18 protein-coding genes and 1 tRNA gene are annotated in these 24,516 nt (G+C 57.5%); 7 read left to right on the top strand and 12 right to left on the bottom strand.

Annotated features, from left to right (window positions below; all coding sequences use genetic code 11):
* Nucleotides 1–5: 5 nt before the first annotated feature.
* Nucleotides 6–2,846 (bottom strand): excinuclease ABC subunit UvrA, encoded by a 2,841-nt coding sequence (gene uvrA / locus BJ985_RS02110; RefSeq protein WP_179386451.1) that lies wholly within the window; start codon nucleotides 2,844–2,846, stop codon nucleotides 6–8.
* A 65-nt stretch (nucleotides 2,847–2,911) separates the two neighbouring features.
* Here uvrA and BJ985_RS02105 point away from each other — a divergent pair, with 65 nt between their 5' ends.
* The 4 genes from BJ985_RS02105 (at nucleotide 2,912) to BJ985_RS02090 (ending at nucleotide 8,034) form a co-directional block, all read left to right on the top strand.
* Complete coding sequence (locus BJ985_RS02105) at nucleotides 2,912–3,514, top strand: MBL fold metallo-hydrolase (RefSeq protein WP_005327847.1); 603 nt, start codon at nucleotides 2,912–2,914, stop codon at nucleotides 3,512–3,514.
* Nucleotides 3,515–3,591: 77 nt separating this feature from the next.
* Complete coding sequence (locus BJ985_RS02100; protein WP_005323270.1) at nucleotides 3,592–4,608, top strand: DoxX family protein; 1,017 nt, start codon at nucleotides 3,592–3,594, stop codon at nucleotides 4,606–4,608.
* A gap of 163 nt (nucleotides 4,609–4,771) precedes the next feature.
* A complete protein-coding gene (locus BJ985_RS02095) occupies nucleotides 4,772–6,997 on the top strand; it encodes a HelD family protein (protein WP_179386450.1) in 2,226 nt (741 codons plus the stop codon).
* A gap of 20 nt (nucleotides 6,998–7,017) precedes the next feature.
* Complete coding sequence (locus BJ985_RS02090; RefSeq protein WP_179386449.1) at nucleotides 7,018–8,034, top strand: App1 family protein phosphatidate phosphatase; 1,017 nt, start codon at nucleotides 7,018–7,020, stop codon at nucleotides 8,032–8,034.
* Nucleotides 8,035–8,101: 67 nt separating this feature from the next.
* On the opposite strand, the gene BJ985_RS02085 is transcribed toward BJ985_RS02090, so the two are convergent.
* The 7 genes from BJ985_RS02085 to rpsA all read right to left on the bottom strand — a co-directional run bounded on the left by BJ985_RS02085 (nucleotide 8,102) and on the right by rpsA (nucleotide 16,284).
* Nucleotides 8,102–8,542 carry a universal stress protein gene (locus tag BJ985_RS02085; protein WP_005323273.1) on the bottom strand — a complete coding sequence of 147 codons (441 nt, stop codon included), beginning with the start codon at nucleotides 8,540–8,542 and terminating at the stop codon, nucleotides 8,102–8,104.
* 83 nt (nucleotides 8,543–8,625) lie between these two features.
* On the bottom strand, nucleotides 8,626–9,078 hold the full coding sequence (locus BJ985_RS02080) for a universal stress protein (protein ID WP_005323274.1): 453 nt from the start codon (nucleotides 9,076–9,078) through the stop codon (nucleotides 8,626–8,628).
* A 129-nt stretch (nucleotides 9,079–9,207) separates the two neighbouring features.
* Nucleotides 9,208–11,301 carry an excinuclease ABC subunit UvrB gene (uvrB, locus tag BJ985_RS02075; protein ID WP_179386448.1) on the bottom strand — a complete coding sequence of 698 codons (2,094 nt, stop codon included), beginning with the start codon at nucleotides 11,299–11,301 and terminating at the stop codon, nucleotides 9,208–9,210.
* Nucleotides 11,302–11,341: 40 nt separating this feature from the next.
* Nucleotides 11,342–11,704, bottom strand: coding sequence for a DUF4259 domain-containing protein (locus tag BJ985_RS02070; RefSeq protein ID WP_005323276.1), 363 nt, complete (start codon nucleotides 11,702–11,704; stop codon nucleotides 11,342–11,344).
* 90 nt (nucleotides 11,705–11,794) lie between these two features.
* Nucleotides 11,795–12,394, bottom strand: a complete 600-nt coding sequence (coaE, locus tag BJ985_RS02065; RefSeq protein ID WP_179386447.1) for a dephospho-CoA kinase — start codon at nucleotides 12,392–12,394, stop codon at nucleotides 11,795–11,797.
* A gap of 81 nt (nucleotides 12,395–12,475) precedes the next feature.
* A complete protein-coding gene (locus BJ985_RS02060) occupies nucleotides 12,476–14,527 on the bottom strand; it encodes a glucose PTS transporter subunit IIA (RefSeq protein ID WP_179386446.1) in 2,052 nt (683 codons plus the stop codon).
* Nucleotides 14,528–14,823: 296 nt separating this feature from the next.
* A complete protein-coding gene (rpsA, locus tag BJ985_RS02055; RefSeq protein WP_179386445.1) occupies nucleotides 14,824–16,284 on the bottom strand; it encodes a 30S ribosomal protein S1 in 1,461 nt (486 codons plus the stop codon).
* Nucleotides 16,285–16,534: 250 nt separating this feature from the next.
* On the opposite strand from rpsA, the gene BJ985_RS02050 reads away from it, so the two are divergent.
* Together BJ985_RS02050 and BJ985_RS02045 are read left to right on the top strand one after the other, a co-directional pair.
* Nucleotides 16,535–17,266, top strand: a complete 732-nt coding sequence (locus BJ985_RS02050; RefSeq protein WP_179386444.1) for a class I SAM-dependent methyltransferase — start codon at nucleotides 16,535–16,537, stop codon at nucleotides 17,264–17,266.
* Nucleotides 17,267–17,275: 9 nt separating this feature from the next.
* Nucleotides 17,276–17,746: an RDD family protein gene (locus BJ985_RS02045; RefSeq protein ID WP_236587084.1), complete on the top strand. Its 471-nt coding sequence runs from the start codon at nucleotides 17,276–17,278 to the stop codon at nucleotides 17,744–17,746.
* Here the strand turns inward: BJ985_RS02045 and BJ985_RS02040 are convergent.
* The 3 genes from BJ985_RS02040 to polA form a co-directional block, all read right to left on the bottom strand.
* A complete protein-coding gene (locus BJ985_RS02040; RefSeq protein WP_150850368.1) occupies nucleotides 17,710–18,066 on the bottom strand; it encodes a hypothetical protein in 357 nt (118 codons plus the stop codon). The two genes, BJ985_RS02045 and BJ985_RS02040, sit on opposite strands and share 37 nt — an antisense overlap.
* Before the next feature lie 75 nt (nucleotides 18,067–18,141).
* Nucleotides 18,142–18,996, bottom strand: a complete 855-nt coding sequence (locus tag BJ985_RS02035; protein ID WP_308936794.1) for a DNA glycosylase AlkZ-like family protein — start codon at nucleotides 18,994–18,996, stop codon at nucleotides 18,142–18,144.
* A gap of 88 nt (nucleotides 18,997–19,084) precedes the next feature.
* Entirely contained in the window at nucleotides 19,085–21,733 is a 2,649-nt protein-coding gene (gene polA / locus BJ985_RS02030; protein WP_179386441.1) for a DNA polymerase I, read from the bottom strand.
* A gap of 149 nt (nucleotides 21,734–21,882) precedes the next feature.
* Here polA and BJ985_RS02025 point away from each other — a divergent pair.
* A tRNA-Leu gene (locus BJ985_RS02025) sits at nucleotides 21,883–21,956 on the top strand.
* A 53-nt stretch (nucleotides 21,957–22,009) separates the two neighbouring features.
* Here the strand turns inward: BJ985_RS02025 and BJ985_RS02020 are convergent.
* Complete coding sequence (locus BJ985_RS02020; protein ID WP_179386440.1) at nucleotides 22,010–24,193, bottom strand: LamG-like jellyroll fold domain-containing protein; 2,184 nt, start codon at nucleotides 24,191–24,193, stop codon at nucleotides 22,010–22,012.
* Nucleotides 24,194–24,516: the final 323 nt, after the last annotated feature.

Here is a 24,516-nt window from a genome sequence, read left to right as displayed (position 1 = left end):
TGTCCCTACTTCAACATTTCCTTTAGGTACCTTCCGGTATAGGAGCCTTCCACCTGCGCAACATCTTCCGGGGTGCCCTGGGCGACTACGGTGCCACCGCCGGCGCCGCCTTCCGGCCCCATATCCACGATCCAGTCCGCAGCCTTGATGACATCGAGGTTATGCTCAATGACAAGCACCGAATTGCCCTTGTCTACGAGGCCTTGGATAACCAACATCAACTTGCGAATGTCCTCAAAGTGCAGACCAGTGGTCGGCTCGTCCAAGATGTAGATGGTCCTACCGTTGGTGCGCTTTTGCAGCTCCGAGGCGAGCTTAACGCGTTGCGCCTCACCGCCCGAAAGCGTGGTAGCGGCTTGGCCGAGGCGAACGTAGCCCAAGCCGACGTCGACAAGCGTGGCAAGATAGCGGTGAATCGAGTTGATGGGCTCGAAAAAGTCCGCTGCCTCAGAAATTGGCATGTCGAGAACCTCGGCGATGTTCTTGCCCTTGTAGTGCACCTCCAAGGTCTCGCGGTTATAGCGAGCACCCTCACACACCTCACACGGAACATACACGTCCGGCAGGAAGTTCATCTCGATCTTGATGGTGCCATCGCCTTGGCATGCCTCGCAGCGCCCACCCTTGACGTTGAAGGAGAAGCGGCCGGCCTTGTAGCCGCGGACCTTGGCCTCCTGGGTTTCGGCAAAAAGGTTTCGGATCTTGTCAAAGACGCCCGTATAGGTCGCCGGGTTGGAACGCGGGGTACGCCCGATCGGGCTCTGGTCTACCTGGACCAGCTTATCTAGGTGCTCCACGCCCTCGACGCGCTTGGCACGGCCGGGGACCTGGCGGGCACGGTTGAGCTTATTGGCCAAGGTCTTGGCCAAAATCTCATTGACCACGGTGGATTTACCCGAGCCGGAAACGCCGGTAATGCACGCCAGCACTCCCAGCGGGATTTCGACGTTTATGCCCTTGAGGTTATTCTCGCGCGCGCCCACGACTTTCAGGGTGCGGTCCTTGTCGATCTCGCGGCGGTGATCCGGGACGGCGAGCACCTTCTTGCCAGATAGATACTGGCCAGTCAAGGACTCCTCTACCTTTTCAATTCCCGCCGGTTCGCCTTGGTAGACCACCTCGCCACCATATTCACCGGCACGCGGGCCCACATCTACGAGCCAATCGGACTCCCGAATGGTGTCTTCATCATGCTCGACCACAATGAGGGTATTGCCAATATCGCGCAAACGCTGCAGCGTCTTAATAAGCCGCTGGTTATCGCGTTGGTGCAAACCAATGGAAGGTTCATCGAGCACATAAAGTACACCGGCCAAACCGGAACCAATCTGCGTGGCCAAACGGATGCGTTGTGCCTCGCCGCCCGAAAGCGTGGATGCGCCGCGATCCAGGGTCAGGTAATTCAGACCGACGTCCAGAAGGAAGCGCAACCGAGCCTGGGTTTCCTTGAGTACCGCACCGGCAATGATTTCCTCGCGGTGCCCCAGCACCAAAGAGTCCAGGAACTCAGAGGCATCTTCAATCGAAAGCGCACACAGCCCCGCAATGGACTGCTCACCGTGAGTAGTAGAGGCCAAGCGGACGGCCAGGATCTCCGGTTTCAGGCGGGTGCCCTTACAGGTGCTACACGGCACGCGGCGGGTGTACTGCAGCAGGCGATCCTTTTGGGACTGAGAATCGGTCGTTTCCAGTTTGCGGTGAATGAAACCGGTGGCACCCTCAAACGGCGCGGTCCAATTGCGCTGGCGCCCATAGCGGTTCTTGTACCGAACCTGCACCTCCTCGTCCGTGCCGTAGATGAGCGCATGGCGCTGCTCCTTGGTCAATTCACTTACTGGCGTCTTAGGGTCAAAGCCCATTGCCTTGCCCAGCCCCTCCACTAGCTTGACAAAGTAGCGGGAGTTGGGAGAGGAGTGCCACGGCTGAATCGCATCAACCGCCGGGGCATCCGGATCCGGAATAAGCAGGTCAACATCGACTTCCAGCTTGGTACCCAAACCATCACACACCGGGCAAGAACCAAACGGAGCATTGAAGGAAAAGGCACGGGGCTCATACTCTTCAATGGTCAAGGTGTGGCCATTGGGGCAGGCGGCCTTTTCCGAGTACGTGTGGGTGAGCTCTTCCCTATCTACGAACTCGATGGTGACCAGGCCATCGGCCAAACGCAGGGCAGTTTCCACCGAATCCGTTAAGCGTTGCTTCTGCGAGGCCTTGACCTGCAGGCGGTCAACCACTACCTCAATGTTGTGCTTGATCTGCTTCTTTAGCTTGGGAGGATCGCTGAGCTGATGGGTCTCTCCATCCACTCGCACGCGGGAATAACCCTGCGCCGAAAGATCCTGAAAAAGATCCACAAACTCGCCCTTGCGCTTACGCACTACCGGTGCAAGCACCTGGAACTTCAGCTTTTCTTCCAAATCTAGCACCGCATCCACGATCTGCTGCGGCGTTTGGCGCTCAATCACCGCATCGCACTTTGGGCAGTGCGGCGTTCCGGCGCGCGAAAAGAGCAAGCGCAGGTAGTCGTAGATCTCCGTGATCGTGCCCACCGTGGAGCGTGGATTATGGTTGGTGGATTTTTGATCAATGGACACCGCGGGTGACAGGCCATCAATAAATTCCACGTTGGGCTTATCCATCTGCCCTAAAAACATGCGGGCATAAGAACTCAAGGATTCCACGTAGCGGCGCTGGCCTTCAGCGAAGATGGTGTCAAAGGCCAGCGAAGATTTACCGGAGCCGGATAGGCCGGTAAAAACAACCATTTTATCGCGGGGGATATCGATATCCACGCCCTTGAGGTTGTGCTCGCGGGCACCGCGCACCACCAAACGATCAGCCACTGTGCTCAGACCTCCAGTACTAGGGATTGCAATCTTCCCTCGAATGTACCCGTAGGCTGGGACACATGACTAACGAGCTTCAGCTACATCAGATTTCCGTGTCCGAGATGGACAATAACTGCTACCTCCTTCAGGCGGGCGAAGAGGGCTTGCTTGTCGACGCCGCCGATGACGCGCCCGCAATCCTCGACATGGCCCGCAAGGCCGGAGTGAAAATTACCGCGGTGCTCACGACCCACCGCCACTGGGACCACGTGCGCGCACTCGAGGAGATTTTGTCCGAAACGGGTGCTACTCACTACGCCTCCTTCCTTGATTCCCCCGCCATCCCGGCTGAGGTAGACGTGGAGCTGCGCAAGGGCGATTCCATCGAGTTCGCGGGTCTTCAGCTGCCAGTCATCATCTTGCGCGGCCACACCCCCGGCGGTGCAGCCCTAGTTGCAAGCATCGATGGCGTCACCAATCTCTTCGTAGGCGATTCCCTCTTCCCCGGTGGCCTGGGCAAGACTACCTCTGAGGGAGACTTCGTCCGTCTATATAAGGACGTCACCGCGCGCATCTTTGATGAGTTCCCCGACAATACGATCGTGCGCCCGGGACACGGCAAGTCCACGACCTTGGGCGAGGAGCGACCCAAGCTTGGTGACTGGTGGGAACGCCGCTGGTGATCCAAAGGCGGTTTTCCGCGTACAATGGTCTAGCACACGATAGGTCTAGAACAACGAGCTAAGGAGCTTTAAGGACTATGATTCGCAAGCTTGCCCGCCCCATGCTGGCATCCGTATTTGTATGGGAAGGCGTAGACAACCTGCGCAACGCGTCCGAGCATGTCAAGGAGACCGAGGGTTTCCTCAAGACCGTGCGCAAGGCCGTTCCTTCTGAGTACCAGGGCTACATCCCCAATGACCCAGAACTAGTTACCCGCGCCATTGGCGGCGCTAAGGTAGGCGCCGGCTCCACCTTGGCTCTGGGCAAGGCACCGCGCACTTCCGCTGCGGTACTGGCCGCCGCAACCCTGCCTAACCTGATTGGCAAGAATAACTTCTGGGCAGCAGACAACAAGGAAGACAAGGAATCCCGCCGCAACGGATTCGTTACCAACACCGCTTTGCTCGGCGCCCTATTTATCGCTACCCAGGACACCGAGGGCAAGCCTTCCCTGCGTTGGCGCGCACAGAAGGCCGGCAAGCGCACGAATAAGAAGATTCAGCAGGCGCTGCCTACTAAATCTGAATCCGAGCAGAAACGCGAAGAGCTCTCTGCCCGTGCTAACGAGCTGTCTTCCAAGGCCGGCGACTGGATCAACGAGACCTCTGCCAAGGCACAGGCTTATGTAGACGACAACAAGGATGACTGGCAGTCCACCGGCCGCGGTCTGCTGGATACCGCCAAGTCCTATGTTGACGATGCGAAGACCTACGTAGAGGACAACAAGGACGATTGGCAGGAGTCTGGCCGCGGCTTGCTGGGCAACGCCAAGTCCTTCATCGAGGACTCGGTCGACAACGCCAAGACTTACGTTGAAGACAATAAGGGTGACTGGCTCGAGACCGCACAGGCTAATCGCGACATCGCCCGTACCCGTGCTGTGAAGGCAGCTACCAAGGCTCAGGCACGTGCCGACAAGGCCGTCGCCAAGCTGGATGGCGCCAAGTCCAAGCGCGCAAACAAGAAGGCTTCCAAGCACGCTGACAAGCTGCAGCAGGAGGCAAATAAGAAGATTGAGGCAGCTATCAAGAAGCTGGAAAAGCGCTCTAAGTAGCCACATCTTCCTTGGCCGAGTATCTCGGCGATGACTCAACGGCCCAGCCTTATGCTGGGCCGTTGTTCTTTGTCACAGCAGGGTCTAAACTCATCTCTCCCCCTCGCCGGACAGCGTGCCCGGCACCTTCCACCCCATCAACGTCCAATCACCAAGGAGTCACGTGAACTCAGCATCCCAAAAGCACGCGGCGGCCGCAGGTTCCTCGGAGCGCGAAGCCATCGCTACGGAGCAAGATTATGTGGACGGCCTTTTCTCCCGCCTCGACGATGAGGTGGCTGCAGCAAATGAACGGCTCAATGAGGTGCAGGCGGACGTAGATCCCTCCACCCCGGACGCAGATGCCTTGGTACGCCGCGAAACGGAATACCACGGGCTCCAAGCCAAGCTGGATCGTCTCAATGTGGCCCAAATGGGATTGGTCTTTGGCCGCATCGATATTGACGCCCCCGGTGACAATCCCACCGCGGAAGGCCTAGATCGCCGCTACATCGGCCGCATGGGACTCGATGCGCGTGAAGAGGACTATCGCACGCTCCTTCTAGATTGGCGTGCCCCCATGGCACGGCCCTTCTATCTCGCTACCACCGCCCAACCAGAAGGCGTGCACACCCGCCGCCAAATCCGCACCAAGGGGCGCACCGTCACCGGCATTCATGATGAGGTCCTTGCCGGTCCCGGCGTGCGTGAAGAAGAGGCCGGCGTAGCGAGCGAATCCGCTCTCTACCACGCTATGCAGCGAGCCCGCACGGGTCACATGGCTTCCATTGTGGAGACCATTCAGCGGGAGCAGGACGAGATTATCCGCGATAACACCCGCGGCGTAATGGTGGTAGAAGGCGGCCCCGGCACCGGCAAGACCGCAGTTGCGCTGCACCGCGTTGCCTATCTGCTCTATACCCACCGCGAGCTGCTTTCTACCACCGGTGTACTCATCGTTGGCCCCAATAGCAGCTTCTTGGACTATATTTCGCGCGTGCTCCCAGAACTGGGCGAGACCGGCGTGGTGCTCTCCACCATCGGCGGACTCTTCCCTGGAATCGAACCGGAACACAAAGAAGACCTCGTGGCTCGGGAAATCAAGGGCAGCGACGCCATGGTGGAAATCCTCTCCACCGCGGTCAAGGACTACCAGCTGCTTCCCGACGCCCCCCGCGCACTAGCAGTCGACGGCCTTACCTTAAGCGTCACGCCAAGGATGGTGAAAAGCGCCCGCACACGTGCACGCCGCTCGCGCAAGCCACACAATGAAGCGCGTGGTGCCTTCATTGAGCACCTCGTAGAGGACCTAGCCCAGCAAATGGCAGAAAAGGTAGGTGCCGATCCGCTTGGCGGAAAGAATCTTCTTTCGCGCGCTGATATCGATCAATTCCACGATGACCTTGCTGAGGACGCGGCCGTTACAGCCTTGATCGATGAATTTTGGCCCGAACTACACCCCACCGATGTACTTGCTGCTCTAGTCTCCTCACGCGAGCGCATCGCTTCTGCCGCCCACGGATATGACGAGGAAACCCAAGAAGCGCTCTACCGCGCAGAGGGGCGAGCATGGACGGGTTCGGATGCGGCCTTGCTAGACGAGCTTGCCGTCCTCATCGGCCTACCCAACCCTGAAGAAAAGAAGGCAGCCGATGATGCGGCGTGGCGCGACCAAGTGGCTGATGCGGAAGACGCATTGGATATCTTGTCCTCCTCCGAGTCCACAGATAATGACGATGACATGTTTGAAGCAGAAATCCTCTCTGCCCACGATGTCATCGACGCCGAAACCTTGGCGCACCGCCAGGAGGTACGCGATAAGCGCACCACTGCCCAACGCGCCCGCGAAGATCATACGTGGGCTTATGGTCACATCATCGTGGACGAAGCCCAGGAATTAACACCTATGGAGTGGCGTATGCTCTTCCGCCGCTGCCCTTCGCGGTGGATGACTTTGGTGGGTGATACCTCCCAGACTGGTTCCCCGGCAGGTGTTGATGACTGGGGCGAGGCCCTCGAGCCCTTCGTGGCCCAACGCTTCCGTCACCACTTCTTAACCGTCAACTATCGCACCCCGCAGCCCATTACGGAATTGGCCAATGGCCTGTTGGAAATGATTAACCCTGATGCCATCCCGGCGACAGCCATCCGTGATGGGGTGCAGGTGCGCCGGCTTGAGCAGGGCAACTACGTCCCTGGAGTACACAGCGAAGAGGACGGCAGGCTCACAGCGGTTATTGACGCCGCCACGGCGGAGCGCTACAAGGGCCTCGAGTTTGACCACGTGGTCGTGCTCGATCCGCAGCGCATCGTGGATGCCTCCCCACAGGGATTGCAGAACCTCTATGTCTGCATCACTCGTGCCACTCAATCCCTCACGCTCGTTGGTGACTGCGGCGAAGTTCTTTAGGCTCCCGTAAGCTTTATGCCATGGCCTTATCTGACATCATGCGCAAAGCTGAAAGCTCACTTAACTTCATTACTTTGAAGCGCTCCCAACGGCGTGGATGGCAGCCCCTGGTTGTGGGATATACAGGCTATGGCACCACCGATCAGGTGAGAATCTTCGGCCGCGTACTCATGCACGATCCTGATGAAGGCAAGAAGGATACGTGGGGTCAGCGCGGCTACCAGCAGTTTCTTACCATTCAAGTAGGACACCACGATGTTTCGGTAACTATTGGGGAAAAGACTGTCACCGGCACCACCGATCGAAACGGATACATTGACTTACTAGTCCATGACCACGAACTAGAGCCCGGGTGGCATACGGCAACAATCGAGGCCGCAAACGCGAAAGCCGTAGAGGTTCAGCTGCTTATCGTTGATCCGGCAGCCAAGATCGGCATCATTAGCGATATCGATGACACGGTGCTTGTCACGTGGCTGCCGCGTGCGCTCACGGCGGCGTGGAATTCCTGGGCCAAGCGCCCTAGCAAGCGACAGGCCGTTCCCGGAATGGCTGAATTCTATGCTCAGCTACAGCAACGCTTCCCCCAAGCCCCAGTGTTTTATCTATCTACGGGCGCTTGGAATACCTTTGGCTCGCTCAAGAAATTCCTGTCCCACCATGGTTTCCCCGCGGGTCCCATGCTGCTGACGGACTGGGGCCCAACGGAAACGGGACTTTTCCGCAGCGGGCAGGAGCACAAGCGTGTTCAACTGCGCAATCTACTCATTGCCTACCCGGATATGCAATGGATTCTCATTGGCGATGACGGACAGCATGATCCGCTCACCTACGGCGATGTGGCTAACGAGCATCCGGACCGGATCCACTCTGTGCTCATCCGCAATCTGAGCCCGCAAGAGCAGTTGCTCTCTCACGGCTCCCTGAGCCCTTTGGCCGATGCAAATGAGGAGGGCCACTTCTCTATCCCTTTGATTCAGGGCGCGAACGGCGACGCCATTGCCGCCGCATTCAACGCTGCACACCCAGCGGAGTAAACAGCGCTTAACGACGAAACCCGCCTTGGCCTTCCAACAAGACCAAGGCGGGTTTTAATCACCGCATTTAGCTGACGGTGTGAACGATCATTACATCGCAGTCGGACTGGCGAGCAACGTCTGCCGGCACGGAGCCCAGCAGGCGACCGGTCAGGGAGTTGATGCCGCGGTTGCCCACGATAAGCAGGTCAGCATCGTTGTCGTTGACGATGGACATCAGGGCCTGCACTGGGGTGCCCGGGCGAACAGCGGTTTCGACCTTGGAAGCGCCGAACTTCTCAGCGTGTGCCTTAGCATCCTTGAGGTTTGCCTCCGCCTTCTCATCGCCCAAAATGGTTACGGAATCCTGGCGCAGGGTCTTGGAAGCCTGCTCCTGGTTTTCGTAGTAAGCACAACCAATAATCAGATTGGAATCGAATGCGGCGGCGATCTTAGCTGCTCGCTCTACAGCGAGGAGAGAAGACTTAGAACCGTCAGTACCGACAACGATCGAGTTGTAGTCGCTCATGATGACCTTTCTTTGTGGGTGTGTACCCGGAGTGTTTATTTAGCCTACAGAGGCATTACTGCCAGTGTAACAACGAAAAAAGATTAACGTTTCTCGCTGGTATTAACTACGACGACGTCTACCTTTGACTTGTGGGTTAGTTCCGTTGGGACAGAACCAAAGACTCGACCACGAACGGAATTCACGCCGCGGTTTCCCACCACGAACAGGTCCACGTCATAGTCCTGACCTACTTCCAACAAGGCTTTTACTGGGTCTCCAGATTTCCCTACGATTTCAATGTGTTCCGCACCCTCCGACTCGGCGATACGGGTGGCATTGGTTAGGTAGGTACCGGCCATGTCCTCACTTACAACGGGCAGACCGGCTTCGTCGCCCCTCGGAGCACCAAGCATGGATCCAGCGTGGTTATAAAAAGCTGAGATAATAATCAGCTTAGCGTCGTACGCCCGTGCCATGGACGCCGCAGCGCGGACCGCGCGCAGGGAGGTTTCAGAGCCATCGGTGCCGACGGCAATGTTTTTATAAGTAAGCATTATTCTCCTTGCAGTTGAACTATTTCACAGTGACAACTAAACGGCGCTTCTGGCACTTATCCAGTATAACTAGCGCAGCCCTTAAGAGAAGTACCCGCGGAGCCAATCATCACTTTCAGGGGGAGAAAACTAAATTCCCGCTTCCTTCAATCCACGCAATTCCTTCTTTAGATCAGCAATCTCATCGCGCAGACGACCAGCCAGCTCGAATTTGAGCTCGCGTGCGGCGGCCCCCATTTGGGCCGAGAGGTCGTCGATAAGCGCCTGCACCTCATCGGTAGCCATGCTGGAAATATCCCGCTTCTCCACCACTGCAGAGGGGTCAGAGTTGGACTCTTCGTCCCCGCCGTCTTCATAGACTTGGTCAAGGATATCGGCAATCTTCTTCCGCAAAGGCTGCGGGTCGATGCCGTGTTCCTTGTTATAGGCTATCTGCTTTTCGCGGCGTCGCTCCGTCTCCTCGATTGCCTCTTGCATCGAATCGGTGATTTTATCGGCATACATAATCACCTCGCCAGAGACGTTACGGGCAGCACGGCCGATGGTCTGGATGAGCGAGGTGGTAGAGCGCAAGAAACCTTCCTTGTCCGCATCCAAGATGGCAACGAGCGATACCTCGGGGAGGTCAAGTCCCTCGCGCAGGAGGTTAATGCCCACCAGGACATCAAACTCGCCAAGGCGCAATTGCCGCAAAAGCTCGACGCGCTGCAAGGTATCGATATCCGAGTGCAAGTAGCGCACCTTAATCCCCTGCTCCAGCAGGTAATCGGTGAGGTCTTCTGCCATGCGCTTAGTCAGCGTAGTCACCAGTACTCGCTCTTGCTGCGAAATGCGGGTGCGTACCTCATCAATAAGGTCATCAATCTGGCCCTTAGTGGGTTTGACAGTAACCTTCGGATCCACCAAACCGGTCGGGCGAATCACCTGCTCCACGTACTCACCGTCCGAGGACGTAAGTTCAAAGTCGCCAGGGGTGGCGGACATGTAAACGGTTTGTCCCACACGCTGTTCAAACTCATCAAAGGTCAGCGGGCGGTTATCCACTGCGGAGGGCAGCCGGAAACCGAACTCCACCAGGTTGCGCTTGCGGGACATATCGCCCTCGAACATGCCGCCGATCTGTGGGACCGTGACGTGGGACTCGTCAATGATGGTGAGAAAATCCTCTGGGAAGTAGTCCAGCAGCGTTGCCGGAGCGGAGCCGGCCGGACGGCCATCGACGTGGCGGGAGTAGTTCTCGATGCCGGAGCAAAAACCTACCTGCTCGATCATTTCTAGATCGTATTCGGTGCGCATGCGAAGTCGTTGTGCCTCGAGCAACTTGCCGCGGTTTTCCAGATCTTCCAGGCGCTCGGCCAATTCCTCCTTGATGGCAGCCACAGCTTTTTCCATGCGTTCGGGTCCTGCCACGTAGTGAGTCGCGGGGAAGATACGCACCTCGTCTACTTCCTCGATGACATCGCCAGTGACGGGGTGAATGTAGTAGAGGGAATCGATATCATCGCCAAAGAATTCAATGCGCACTGCGCGCTCCTCATAAGCCGGAATGATATCGACTGTGTCGCCCTTGGCGCGGAATGTACCGCGGGTAAATCCCACATCGTTGCGTTCGTATTGGATATCCACCAGCAAACGGAGGAAGCGGTCACGATCCAGCTCCTCGTCCACGGAAATAATGACTGAGCGATCCAAATAGGACTGCGGGGTACCCAAGCCATAAATGCACGACACGGAGGACACAACCACCACGTCCCGGCGGGACAGCAGGGCCGAGGTAGCCGAGTGGCGCAGGCGCTCTACGTCCTCGTTGATGGACGAGTCCTTTTCAATATAGGTATCCGTCTGCGCAATATAAGCCTCTGGCTGGTAGTAGTCATAATAAGAGACGAAGTACTCCACCGCGTTATGCGGCAAGAGTTGACGTAGCTCGTTCGCTAGCTGCGCTGCCAGAGTCTTATTTGGTGCCATTACCAGCGTGGGCCGTTGCTGTTTTTCGATCAACCACGCAGCGGTGGCGGACTTACCTGTACCGGTAGCACCCATGAGTACTACATCGCGCTCATCGCGGTTGAGGCGTTCATTGAGCTCTGCAATAGCAGCTGGCTGGTCTCCGGCCGGCTCGTATTCAGAGACAACCTGAAACTCACCTGGGGTGCGCTCGACCTCGCTGACGACGCGGTGCTCGGAATTTGGAATAAGAGGATGTTCAGCAGCAAAAGCCATGCCCACTACTCTACTGCTTATATGGCACGGCTAGCTATGTTCACGGCAAGGAGTCCTGCGCGGTGCGCAGCCACTCTTCCAGCTCGCCGGTGGTCTCCCACAGCGCATAAACAGAAGACGTCTCTGGGCGCATCGCACTATTGATGCGACGGCGCAGCCATGCTTTAGACTGCGGCGTATACAGGGGCGCAAGATCCTCGCGGTGGATTCCTTCCGGCAGCGCATCAGCTTTCAGCTTCAACAAGGCGCCCAGTGCGATCATGGTTTCTGCGTCATCGGAGTCCATGGGCTCTTCGGCACATGACTTCTGAAAGGCTTTGAGATCGAAAGAGCCATCACGCAAGCTAGCGAGCAGTTCTCGCGCCGCGTGATTATCAAAAGGCCCAGTATCCCACGTTCCCACGGCGAGTAGCTTAAGACGCGAAAGTTAACGCAACTTCGAAACTGCGTAAACTCTAACCACCCAACGGTTAAAGTTTGGGTGACCCCGCGTCTATGACTCCGCTTCTATACGGTTCATGACCTCGGTCGCTCGCGAGCGCAGCTGCTCCAACGTGCCATTGTTGTCGATCACGTGCGTGGCTGCGGCCAATCGCACCTCATCCGTTACCTGCGCTGCTATGCGACGGCGCGCATCGTCCTCTTCCAGCCCGCGTAAAGCTACGAGGCGACGGACGCGCTCTTCTACCGCCACGTCGACCACGATGACGAAGTCCATGTCTTTGTCTAAACCGTTATCCACCAAAAGCGGCATATCGTAAACGGCAAAGTCATAGCCTTCTTCACGTGCCTCCGCGAATTGGCGCTGCGTTTCCGCTTGGATGCGTGGATGGGTAATGGAGTTCAGCAACTCAGTGTGTTCCTTGTCCGCAAAGGCTCGCCGAGCCAATTCCTTGCGGTTGAGGCTGCCGTCCGCCAGCATAATGTCTTCTCCGAATGCTGCCGCCAGCTCCGCTAACGCAGGCCGCCCGGGCTTGACGACGTCGCGCGCAATGCCATCGGCGTCAACCACACGCCACCCTCGTTCGCGGCAGAGCGTTGCAACTGTTGACTTGCCACTGCCAATCCCGCCTGTAAGGCCAATGAGTTTCATGGCAGCCACCCTACGCGAAAAGGAGCCCCACCATATGAAACGGTGTGGGCCCCTCTGTCGATTATAAGTGTCAGCGATCCTTTATTCCGCTGCTTCCTCCGGCTTCGGCGGAATGCGGAGCAAGTCATCACTCGGGGTAACCGGGCCGGCTTCACCGGAGACCGCGCCGAACTTGGTGGCGTTAGTAACCACAACCGGAGTAATCAGGTTATAGCCCTTGGAACGGATGAAATCCGGGTCAAAGCTAATCAACTTATCGCCCGCGGAAATGCGTTGCTTCTTTTCCACGTGAACTTCGAAGCCTTCGCCTCCCAGCTCTACGGTGTCGAGACCTACGTGGATGAGCAGTTGCACGCCATTGTCGAGGCTAAGGCCTACCGCATGTCCGGACTTTTGCACGGTGAGCACCTTGCCGTCGGCAGGCGCATAGACGGTATTGCCAGTTGGCTGCACTGCCATGCCAGGCCCCAGCTTTGCACCTGCGAAGATAGGATCTGGGACTTCCGAAAGGTCAACTGCCTCGCCCTCTAGAGGGGAATCCAGCACGATGTCGGCCTTGCCAGCCTGCTTGGCGGCAACACCAGTAGCAGCCGTGCCCGCAGCGCTGGCAGCAACGGCGCCACCCGCATTCGAGGACTCTCCGTTGTCGGCCTTGGTGGACTTAAACTCCGAACGAGCAGCTACGTCTTCAACAGACTCGCCTTGTTCTTGTGCAATGCGCTCCAAGTCCGCCTGCTTTTCTTCTGCTGTGCGGTAGCCGAAGAACAGGGTCAGGAAGAAAGAGGTAAGGAATGCAGCCGTGATACCAAGGACGTAGCCCAGCTGCGGCGTCATAGCGCCAGTGGTCAACGCAGAGGTAAAGACGAAGGCCTCAGCGCGGACATCGAAGATACCGATGATTGCGCCGCCTACCGCACAACCTGGCAGCAACCGGTAGTAGCTGCGGCGGAAGCGCAACAAGATGCCATAGAGGGAAGGCTCAGACACGCCACCGAGGATGCCCGCTGCGAAGGCACCGATAGAAACCTGGCGCATGGCATTGTTCTTTTCCCTGAAGGAGATAACCATGACTGCGCCAACAACGCCGAAGCAGGCGAAGTTCCATGCGCCCATCGGGCCTTGGATGAAGTCGTAGCCGTAGGTTGCGATGTTCTGAATCATGATGACATTCAGCGGCCAGTGCAGGCCCATCGGAACGAGGAATGGGTACAGCAGCGGAATGACAATAGCCAGGATGAAAGGCGAGAAATCATTGATTTGGTACAGGACCCAGGAAATGCCATTGCCTACACCAATGCCGAACGGGCCGAGCAGGAAGGCCGTTGCCGGAATCATAATGAGCAAGGAGAAGAACGGCACGAAGACCATATGAACTGCACTCGGGATGATCTTCTTTAGTCCCTTTTCCACCCAGTACAGGCCGATTGCGGCCAAAATGGGCGGAAATACCTGGGAGCCGTAGGAATTGATGACCAGCGGCAGGCCAAATACGTTGACGGTATCGCCTTGCTCACCCAGCGACATAAATTCGGGGGTCAAAAGTGCCGCGGGAATAGCTGCGGAGACCCACATATTCGCGCCCAGCTTTTGCGCCGCGGTCGCACCGACCATTACGGGCAAGAAATAGAAGACCGACTGGAACATGGCATGAGCCAGACGGAAGCCTTCTGGTTGCTCCTCCAGCGGTGCGCGGAAATCCTGGATGTGTGCCGTGTCCGCCAGAATGAGAAGCATGATGATGAGCGAGGCGCCCAGCAAAGCCCATAGGACGGGACGGAAAGTATCAGAAAGGAACTCGAAGCAGTAATCTACCCAGTCATACTTTCCGCGAACACCGTCGTACTCCTTCTTGGAGGACGCCGTTTTCTCACCGGAAGCGTGTACACCAGGTTGCTTGATGATTTCGTTGTAGTAGTCAGCAACGCCGCCGCCCATGACTACTTGGTAGCCGTGGGCGCCTTGTGGCACGGTGCCTAGCACCGCTGGGTCGCTGTCGAGCTTTTCTTGATCAACTTTCCCCGCATCAACAAGTTGGAAACGCAGGCGCGTCGCACAGTGCGTCAGCGACGTGATGTTGTCGGCGCCGCCAATACTTTCAACGATGTGGGTGGAAGTGTCCTTGATAGATGCCACTTCTTACTCCTCAATTCAATACCACTTATAACCAGTACTGCACTGGCTATAACGTCACGTTTGAGTATAAGAGGATTCCCACATGAACAAAAGCCCGTTTTGTGGACTTTCCAGGGACTTTTCCTACCTGCTTCTGCTTGACCGCTGGTCAACCGCCTAGAGGCAGGAAACAATCTGGCAAACGTTTGCACAAATTGTCTATAAGATCACAAAAGCCGCGCCCACCCCATCTAGGTGATGAAGTGGGCGCGGCGGTGAGCAAAGCCCTAAGGCTTAGTTGAAACTAAGCGGAAGCTTTAGTTGCCAGCAAGCTTGTCGCGCAGTGCGGCGAGCTGCTCGTCGGAAGCGAGGGAGCCGCCAACCTCTGCCTGAGTCTCGGATACCGGAGCTGCATCGGAGGAATCAGAGGAGTAGTTGGAGGACTCTGCAGACTCAGCAGCCTCAGCGGCTGCGGCGCGGTTGCGCTCGATCTGAGCGGTGTGCAGGTTGAAGCGACGCTCGGACTCTGCGTAGCGTGCCTCCCAAGCCTGACGCTGCTCGTCGAAGCCTTCCTTCCACTCGTTGGTCTCAGGGTCGAAGCCCTCAGGGAAGACATAGTTGCCCTGCTCGTCGTAGGAGTCAGCCATGCCGTACTTGGACGGATCGAACTCTTCGGTGTAGTCCTCGTCTGCCTGCTTAACGGACAGGGAGATACGACGACGCTCGAGATCGATGTCGATGACCTTGACCATAACCTCCTGGCCAACGGTGACAACCTGGTCCGGAACCTCGACGTGGCGCTGAGCCAGCTCGGAGATGTGAACCAGACCCTCGATGCCCTCCTCGACGCGAACGAAGGCGCCGAACGGAACGAGCTTGGTGACCTTGCCCGGAACGATCTGGCCCACAGCGTGGGTGCGGGCGAATACGCGCCACGGATCTTCCTGGGTAGCCTTCAGGGACAGGGAAACGCGCTCGCGGTCCAGATCGACGTCCAGAACCTCAACGGTTACCTCGTCACCAACGGTGACAACCTCAGATGGGTGGTCGATGTGCTTCCAAGACAGCTCGGAAACGTGAACCAGGCCGTCGACACCGCCGAGATCGACGAAGGCGCCGAAGTTGACGATGGAGGAAACAACGCCCTTGCGGACCTGGCCCTTCTGCAGCTGGTGCAGGAACTCGGAGCGAACCTCGGACTGGGTCTGCTCGAGGTATGCACGGCGGGAGAGGACAACGTTGTTGCGCTGCTTGTCCAGCTCGATGATCTTTGCTTCCAGCTCCTGGCCGATGTACGGCTCCAGGTCGCGGACGCGACGCATCTCAACCAGAGATGCAGGCAGGAAGCCACGCAGGCCGATATCCAGGATGAGGCCGCCCTTGACAACCTCGATAACGGTACCGGTGACAGGCTCTTCCTTGGCCTGCAGCTCCTCGATGGCGCCCCATGCGCGCTCGTACTGCGCACGCTTCTTGGACAGGATCAGGCGACCTTCCTTGTCCTCCTTGGTGAGAACAAGTGCGTCAACCTCATCGCCGACCTCAACAACCTCGTCCGGGTTGACGTCGTGCTTGATGGACAGCTCGCGGGAAGGGATAACACCTTCAGTCTTGTATCCGATGTCCAGCAGTACCTCGTCGTGGTCAACCTTGACGACGGTACCCTCGACAATGTCACCATCGTTGAAGTACTTGATGGTGGCGTCTACAGCTGCGAGGAAGTCCTCTGCGGTTCCGATATCGTTAATCGCAACCTGCGGGGTGTTAGAAGATGGCATATTGAAAAATGCTCCGAATAAATGTAGGAAATCGAAATTGGACAATTGCGCGTCTCTCGAAAAAAGCTTGCTAAGCTGCGCAAATGCAGCTAAAAAGAGAAATAATCGATCCCGCCTCGTGATTGCTTAAAGCCTTCCTACAGGGGCTTAGAACAACCCGTGGCATAGACACGCCCGTTCAACACTACATCTGTCCAGCTAAAAGGGCAAATACACGGACCAACTATTTCGCAAAGGAATTTCTTCCACCGTGACTTCCCCCTCGCACGCAAACCAGGCCTACTGGGATAGCGACGCCGCCAATTACCACGCCGAGCACCCCGACTACCTTTCTTCCTTTTACTGGTGCCCAGAAATGCTCCACGAGGACCACGCGCACCTGCTTGGCGACGTCTCGAATTCCTCGGTCCTCGAAATTGGCTGTGGCTCCGCCCCGTGTACCCAATGGCTCCAGACACGCGCGCGCTTCGCCACCGGCTTCGATATTTCCCGCGGCATGCTCAACCACGCTGCACTCGGACTCCCCTTAACGCAGGCCGATGCGCTTTCACTCCCCTACGCCACCGACTCCTTCGACGCCGCATTTTCGGCGTTCGGAGCCTTTCCCTTCCTTGCCAACCTTGACTTAGCCTTAAGTGAAGTCTCCCGCGTTCTTAAACCAACCGGTCGCTTTGTCCTTTCGGCCAACCACCCGATGCGCTGGATATTCCCTGATGATCCCACCGATCTCACCGCCGATATCAGCTATTTCGATCGCACTTATCTGGAGCAAGACCACGATGGCAACCTCACCTATGCGGAGTTCCACCGCACCATCGCCGACTGGTTTCAGGCCTTACAGGGTGAAGGTCCGTACCTCATCGAGCGCATCATCGAGCCCGAATGGCCAAGGGAGCTCACCACTACGTGGGGCCAATGGTCGCCAAAACGTGGCGATATCTTCCCCGGAACGATTATTTTCGTCTGCCGAAATTGCCGCTAATCTATGGGCATGGTCTTGGATCGAATTGGCTTACTCTTGCGCCGCGGCCTTGCCTGGTGGATCGACGCCTTCATGGCAGCGGCCGTCATCGTTGTGGCGCGCTGGGCCATTAATGCACTTGCCGACGCCCCCTTAACCGGCCAAGCCCTCGAGGTGTACAACGCCGTGGCCCTCGCCCTAGTCTTCTACGTCTACCGCGTATGGGCAGAAGCCACCAAGGCGACGTCGCTGGGAAAATGGTCGCTCAAGCTGGAGATCATCGTTACCCACCCCGGCGTGCGCGCAGCCAGCCTGCGCAATTCCTGGCTGCTACTCTCCATGCTCACGCTGACCGGTTTGCCGATAGTCATGCCGTTATTACTCGGCGCATTAAGTCTCTGCGTCCTTGCTTTCGGCCAGACGCCCTTCGACATGCTGGCCAATTGCCTAGTGGAGCGCCGACCTCAGATGGATACGCCTTCTTTGCGTGGCCAGAGGTAATAAGCAAGTGCGAAAATAACCAACGCGGCAAACATCCACTGCGATGGGAAGAGGAATGCTAGTGCCGTAGCTACAACCATCACCGCAGCGGCCGTTAGTCTCCTGATTTTCGAGTTAGGCACCACACTGGCGAGAGTCATGGCGCCCACAAAATACCCCACCGCAATCATTCCGTACACGATGGCATAGGCCTTATTCTCTGCAAGGAACTGTTCGAGGCCGAGGTCAGCTATCTCGATGGCAAGAAAGTTAACTTGAATGGCCCAGAGGCTTTCAAAAATGCGAAGTGTCCACTTATTCGTCTTGTCTTCTAAGGTCACCGCTCGGCAATTCCCTTCTTGGCTTTTCGGCTTACACACATAACTTTTTCTGCACAGAAGAGGCTACCTAAAAACTTAGTTCTCATCCCGCCATAACTTCTGAACCTTCCGCACTGCATAGTCAGGCATGCCCAGGTCCTCAATAGCTTGTTTATTCCACGTTCCGCGGACCTGTCCATCCACCACGATGGCGCGGCGAAATACCCCGCGGTTTCCAGGAACGAGTGTCTCGTGGACTTCCTTCGTCATCGCAAATAGACGGTCTTGATAACCCAAGATGTACTCGTCAAATGCCCCCAGCAGCAATACCGATTGCTTCTTTCGTGCTTCGGCCATTTCCACTACCTCAGCCGAAACAAGGTCCTGGGATTCTTCCCCACACCGCACGATATCCGGCGGAAGGTTTTCAGCTGCTGGCCTTATTAGGCTTTGCGGTAGCTTTGTCCACCAAGCAAAGTCCTGCAGCGTCGCTGGGCCATGAGTGCGAAAATACCGGACCATTAGGTCAGCGGTAGCTGCGACCTTGTCTCCATTGAAAGCTTCGTCTAATCCCGGCAGCTCCACTGGTGTGATGAGCTGCTCGGCTCCACAGTAGACGGCGTGACCGCTTTCCATTGCTACACGCACAACATGCCAGAAGGGCACTTCAGGCAACACTGTGGTCGCCCGTTCCTTAAGCTCGGCACGCGAAAGGGGACGATCAATGAGCTTGTTAACCGCTGCCAGCAACTCTGCGTCACCCTTGCGCCCTTTAGCGCACAGTTCGGTTATCCAGCCTATATCCTTGATAGAAGCTGCAAAAAGCGTATGGCGCATGGGATATCCACGCACGATATTTCCGGCATCTGAGTGGTCTTTCGCCCGCAAAGCCAGCGACCGGTGCACAGAATGCAGGTCCTGGCCTTGCGTGAGGCCAAAAGCGCGGACCACCTCCTCAGCACTCTCCCACCGCGGCACGGTTAGGCCTTGCGAGGCGAGCCTAAGGCGCGCCCTTTCTCGGCGGGAGAAAGTAACCGAGCTAGTGGGCTGCGGCATCCCAGTCCTTGCCGGCACCAGCCGAGACCTCCAGCGGCACGTTCAGCTCGATCGCTGAGTCCATCTCTCGCTCGAGAACCTCTCGAACCGTGTCGGCCTCACCGGGGGCGACTTCGACTACCAATTCATCGTGCACCTGAAGCAGCACGCGAGACTTCATTCCCTGCAGTGCGCGGTCCACGCGAATCATCGCCACCTTAATAATGTCCGCGGCAGTGCCCTGAATGGGCGCATTAAGTGCTGCGCGCTCCGCGTTCTCGCGTGCTAGGCGGTTATCGGAGTTGAGCTCTGGCAAGTAGCGGCGACGGCCGAAGAGCGTTGCCGTGTAGCCATCCTTGCGGGCTTGGACCACGACTTCATCGAGGTACTTCTTCACCCCGCCAAAGCGCTCAAAGTAGCTTTCCATGATGGACTTTGCTTCCCCGGCCGGAATGCCCAATTGCTGGGATAGGCCGAAAGCGGAAAGTCCGTATACCAACCCATAAGACATGGCCTTAACTCGGCGGCGCAGCTCGGGTGTCACTTGGTCAACGGGAACGTCAAAGACTCGGGAGCCAACATAGTTGTGCAGGTCTTCGCCTTCCTTATAGGCCTCGATGAGGCCTGGATCGGCGGAGAGGTGCGCCATGACACGCATCTCAATCTGGGAGTAGTCCGCAGTCATGAGTTCATCGAAGCCATCGCCCACGATGAAGGCAGAACGGATCTGGCGGCCGGCTTCGGTGCGCACGGGGATGTTTTGCAGGTTGGGTTCGGTGGACGACAAGCGGCCGGTAGAGGCCACGGTTTGGTTAAACGTGGTGTGAATGCGGCCGTCAGGCTGCACGGTTTTGATGAGACCTTCCAAGGTGGTCTTCATCTTCTGGTACTCGCGGTGTGCCAAGAGATGATCGAGGAAAGGGTGAGGGTTCTTAGCCGCGAGCTGTTCAATCTCCTTGGCCGCGGTGGAATAGCCCGTCTTCGTCTTCTTAGTCTTGGGCAGCTCGAAGGTCTCAAAGAGCACGGTTTGCAACTGCTTTGGCGAGTTAAGGTTGAGCTTGTCATCGCCGGCAAGCTCGCGGGCGGCGCGTTCTTGTTCGGCAACCTGCTCAACAAAGGCATCCTTTTGCGTTTCGAGAATGTCAACGTCTACGGCGATTCCGGTAGCCTCCATGCGCGCCAGAATTGTCACGAGCGGCAGTTCTAGTTCGGTATACAGCTCGAAAGAGTCAATCTCCTGCAGCTCCGCAGTGAGCCGTTCTGCCAGCTCCATAATTGCCGCGGCCTGATCAACCAGGGAGGAATCATCCAGGAGAGACAGCTGCTCCGTGGCGGCGCTGAGGGTCTTTTGGAGGTGGCGCTGGTAGACGTCGGCAAGCGCGTAGGTGCGCTGACCTGGGCGAAGCAGGTAGGCAGCAAGGGCCGTGTCATGGGCAATGCCGGCCAGCTCTATCCCACGACCGGCAAGCATATGAAAGGCCGCCTTTGCCTCGTGGAAATACTTCGGCGCATCAGATGCCAACCACTGGGCTAGGGCCTTATCGTCCTCAGCAGAAAGATCGCCCAGCTCCACTTGCAGGCCGTGGCGTTCCTGGTCCACGAAAGCAATCGCAGACGCATCGCCCTGTCCCGGGTTTCCCTCGCCTTGGACATACACCGCGACATGCTCTCGGCCGGGCAACCACTGGGACAATGGCTCGTCATCGATGACCGTCTCTAGCTCTTGGACTTCCTCGGTCTGTTCGGCTGCCTCAGCACCATCATTGGGAATGGCTGCGAGTACGCGATCGCGCAGGTTGGTACCGAACTCCAGGTCGTCGAACTTGGCGGCAACGTCGGCGACCTTGGCTTCCTTAAAGGCCAAGTCATTTGGACCGACCCCTAGGTCCATGTCCGTAATCATCTGGGTGAGCTTGCGGTTCATCTGCACCTGCTCGATGCGCTCGCGGAAGTTATTGCCTACCACGCCCTTAATCTCCTCGGCGTGCTCTACCAAGGATGCCAAGTCTCCATACTTGACTATCCACTTGGTGGCCGTCTTCTCGCCTACCTTTGGGATGCCCGGCAAATTATCGGAAGGATCGCCACGCAACGCGGCAAAGTCCGGGTACTGCGCGGGGGTAAGACCGTACTTCTCCTCTACTGCGGAGGGAGTGAAGCGGTGGAGCGTGGATACGCCCTTCATGGGATAGAGCACCGTCGTGGACTCATTGACCAACTGGAGGTAGTCACGGTCACCGGTGACGATGAGAGTCTCATAGTCCTGCGCTTCGGTTGCGAGAGTGGCCAGGATGTCATCGGCCTCGAAGTTCTCCCGAGACAGGGTGGTAATTCCTAGTACCTCGAGCACCTCGCGAATGAGGTCTACCTGACCCTTGAATTCCTCCGGTGCAGCCTCGCGCTGGGCCTTATAGTCCGGGAACATCTCAGTGCGGAAGGTCTTGCGCCCCACGTCGAATGCCACCGCAATGGCGTCGGGGGCCTCTTCCGCCACGATATTAGAGAGCATCGATAAGAAGCCATACACGGCATTAGTGTGCTGACCTCCTGAGGTGGAGAAATTATCCACCGGCAGGGCATAGAAGGCACGAAAGGCCATAGAGTGGCCGTCAATGAGCAGAAGTCGAGGCTGATTAGTAGTCACCTGCCCCATCCTAGAGAAGCACACCGACATCCGAACACCCCGGTGCAGATTTTGTGGATGACGTGCGCATTCCCCCACTGCCCCAACCCAATTAGGAATTCGCCTAGTGCCTGCGCTACTATTTTCACAGTCAAAGGCAGTCCGCCTTTACACTGTGCGCCCCTGTAGCCCAATTGGCAGAGGCAACGGATTCAAAACCCGTCCAGTGTGAGTTCGAGTCTCACCAGGGGCACAACGAGATAAGACCTCGGTTTCCACTAAATAAGGGAAACCGAGGTCTTTGCTTTAGCCCAGTTCAGGCAGGGTTGGCAGGTGATACTTGCGCAGCAGCGCGTTGATTTGCGGGATCGAGGCCTTCAGTTGCGGCAGGGCTAGGCCGATGAGTCCAGCCACGCCCGCGATGCCGAGGATTGCTCCCAGAACGGCGGGCTTGGAGCTCGCGCCGTTGCTCGATGCGGAGCTGCCCGCGGCCGGCTGCGTAGTATCGGCCGGCTTGCCGTCCCCGTGTGCACGGGCGGTAAGCCATTCCTCCTTGCCCAGAACACCCTGGGTCAGGCGGGTCTCGCCGATCCAGCCATACCACGGGTCCTGCGGGCGCTGGTTATCAAAACCACCGCCCATGACCCACTGCAAGTCGCGCGGGAGAAGGCCTTCGGCGCCTACGGCATTGCGCAAGATGGGTGCGCCGTTGATGAACATCTCCACGCTATCGCGCTCCGGATCATTGACCACGGCAATGTGCATCCACTCGTCCTTGGGCACCTCGTGGGACCATACGGTAGAACCGCTTCCCTGCTTCGGCTCCGCCCACCAGCGCAGCTCGCGGAGGTTAGAGATGCCAAACATGACGGTGGGATCCGTGTCTTCGGAGCCGTCAACCAACTTATTGATGGCAGAGTCGCGGCTAAGCGCACTTCCCCAGCCATGCTGGGCACCATTGAAGTCCTTTGGAATCTTGACGAAGGATTCGAAGGTGTACCCCTTGGTGGTATCCACGTTATTAGCCGCCGCGCCCTTGTCGGTGCGGAACTCGGCATTGCCAACCTTGCCCGCTGGGTCAGACCAGAAGAGCGAGCCGGAATCAGAGGATAGCGGGTGGTGATCGGAGCTATAGGTCACCCGATCACCTAGCATGGCGCCAGAACGATGCAGGTCACTGCCCGAATCGCTGGCAATATCGGGGACGGTGGTGCCGCGGCCGGCAGGGGCGCCGTCGGCAAGCGCATGCCCGTCCTTGTCCTGGGCCTGGCCCGGGCGCCAGTGGAATACCGTGTGGTCGTTCTTAGCAAAGTCATCCGCGCCCTTGGGCAGCTCATCCTCCGCGATGGTATAGGGCCTATAGCCTTCCGCGGCGATGTCGCGCGCACGCTGAGCTAGGTCCGGCTGGTGGCCCTCGCCCACGGTGAAATCCGGGGAAAAGGAGGAAAAGCGCTGCTCAAAGTCGAACGGAATGGCGTAGCTATCGCCCTGATCATCCAGGGTGAGCTTATCGAACTGCGTCAGCTCCTCGTGCGGCTTCTGCGCCACCCACGGCGAGAGCGCGGTCATCTCCAGCTGCTTGCCGGAAAGGTCGAACTCGAGCACGCCCAGCAGACCATTTCCGCCCTGATAGGCCATCTGATAGTCCTGCAAGATGGAAACGACATCGTGGCCGGCATCGTTCTTATCCACGCGGTAGCCCGCACCGTGGTGGTGGCCGCCCATCACCAGGAAGATCTGGTCGTTGCGCTTGATGAACTTATCCCACAGGCCCTTGCCATAGTCATCGGAATAGAAAACGTTACCCTCACCGTCGATGTTGAGGGCCTCATGGGTGGTCACAATGACCGGAAGGTTGGGGTGCTTATCGATGATGCCTTGCGCCCACGCAAGGGCCTTCTCATCGGCGCGCCAGCCCAGCGCAAGGTTGAGGTACTTCTGCCCCTCGGCTTCAAAGATGTGAGCCTCGGAGTCATTATTGACCGCAGTGTAGCGCTCTTGGAAGGTCTCCGGATTAGCGTTCTTGGCACGATCGGCGCTAAACCACTTGTCATACGGGTGAGCCGCCGCACCCTCGACGTCCATGTCGTGATTGCCGGGCAGGATGGAGTAGTTCAGGTCAGAATCATCGAGGACCTGCATGGCCTTATCGGCTACCTGCCATTCGCCCTCCACGTTCCATTGGTCGACGACATCGCCCAAGTGGGTGACAAAATCCATGTTCAGCTCGTCTTGGTGATCTACCAACCATTGAGTTTGGGCCAAATAGGGTTCGCTTCCGTAGCGAGCTTGGGCCAAGTTGCCCGTCTCCGGGGTGGAATAGCGCGAGTAGAACTGGGTATCCGGTAAGACGCCGATACTGAAACGAGAGCCCTCGCTTGGCGACGCCCCCTCGGCCCCAAAATCCGCAGCACTTGCGGCCGGTACAACAACGAGGTTTCCCACCACCGCGGTTGCAGTTAGCGCAGGCAGGACGAAACGATTTTTCATAGAGAGTCCTTTAAGACTGGAAAGGAATGCTTGCACAGGGGAAATAGCGGGAATACGCGGGAAATTCTAGGGTGCGAAGCTTGCAGTTAGTTGACGCCCGCGTAAACAGGAGACTGAATAATGGGAAACTTATGGTTTCCTCTGAATGGACTATCCCCCTGGAGCCAAGTCCGTATATCCTGCCCCAAACTGCATAGTTGCATTGGGGTGCATTAAACTGACAGAATATTCGTGAATACGGTTTTACCTCTACGGTTAGGGAGAAGATCCCCCTCTGCCGCGGCAGGTAGCTAACCGCCCTCTAATGAAAGATATGCATTACG

Source organism: Corynebacterium tuberculostearicum, from assembly GCF_013408445.1.
Lineage (GTDB): Bacteria > Actinomycetota > Actinomycetes > Mycobacteriales > Mycobacteriaceae > Corynebacterium > Corynebacterium tuberculostearicum.
Note: the sequence above shows the minus strand (reverse complement) of the source record. Positions and strands in the feature narration are given on the sequence as shown.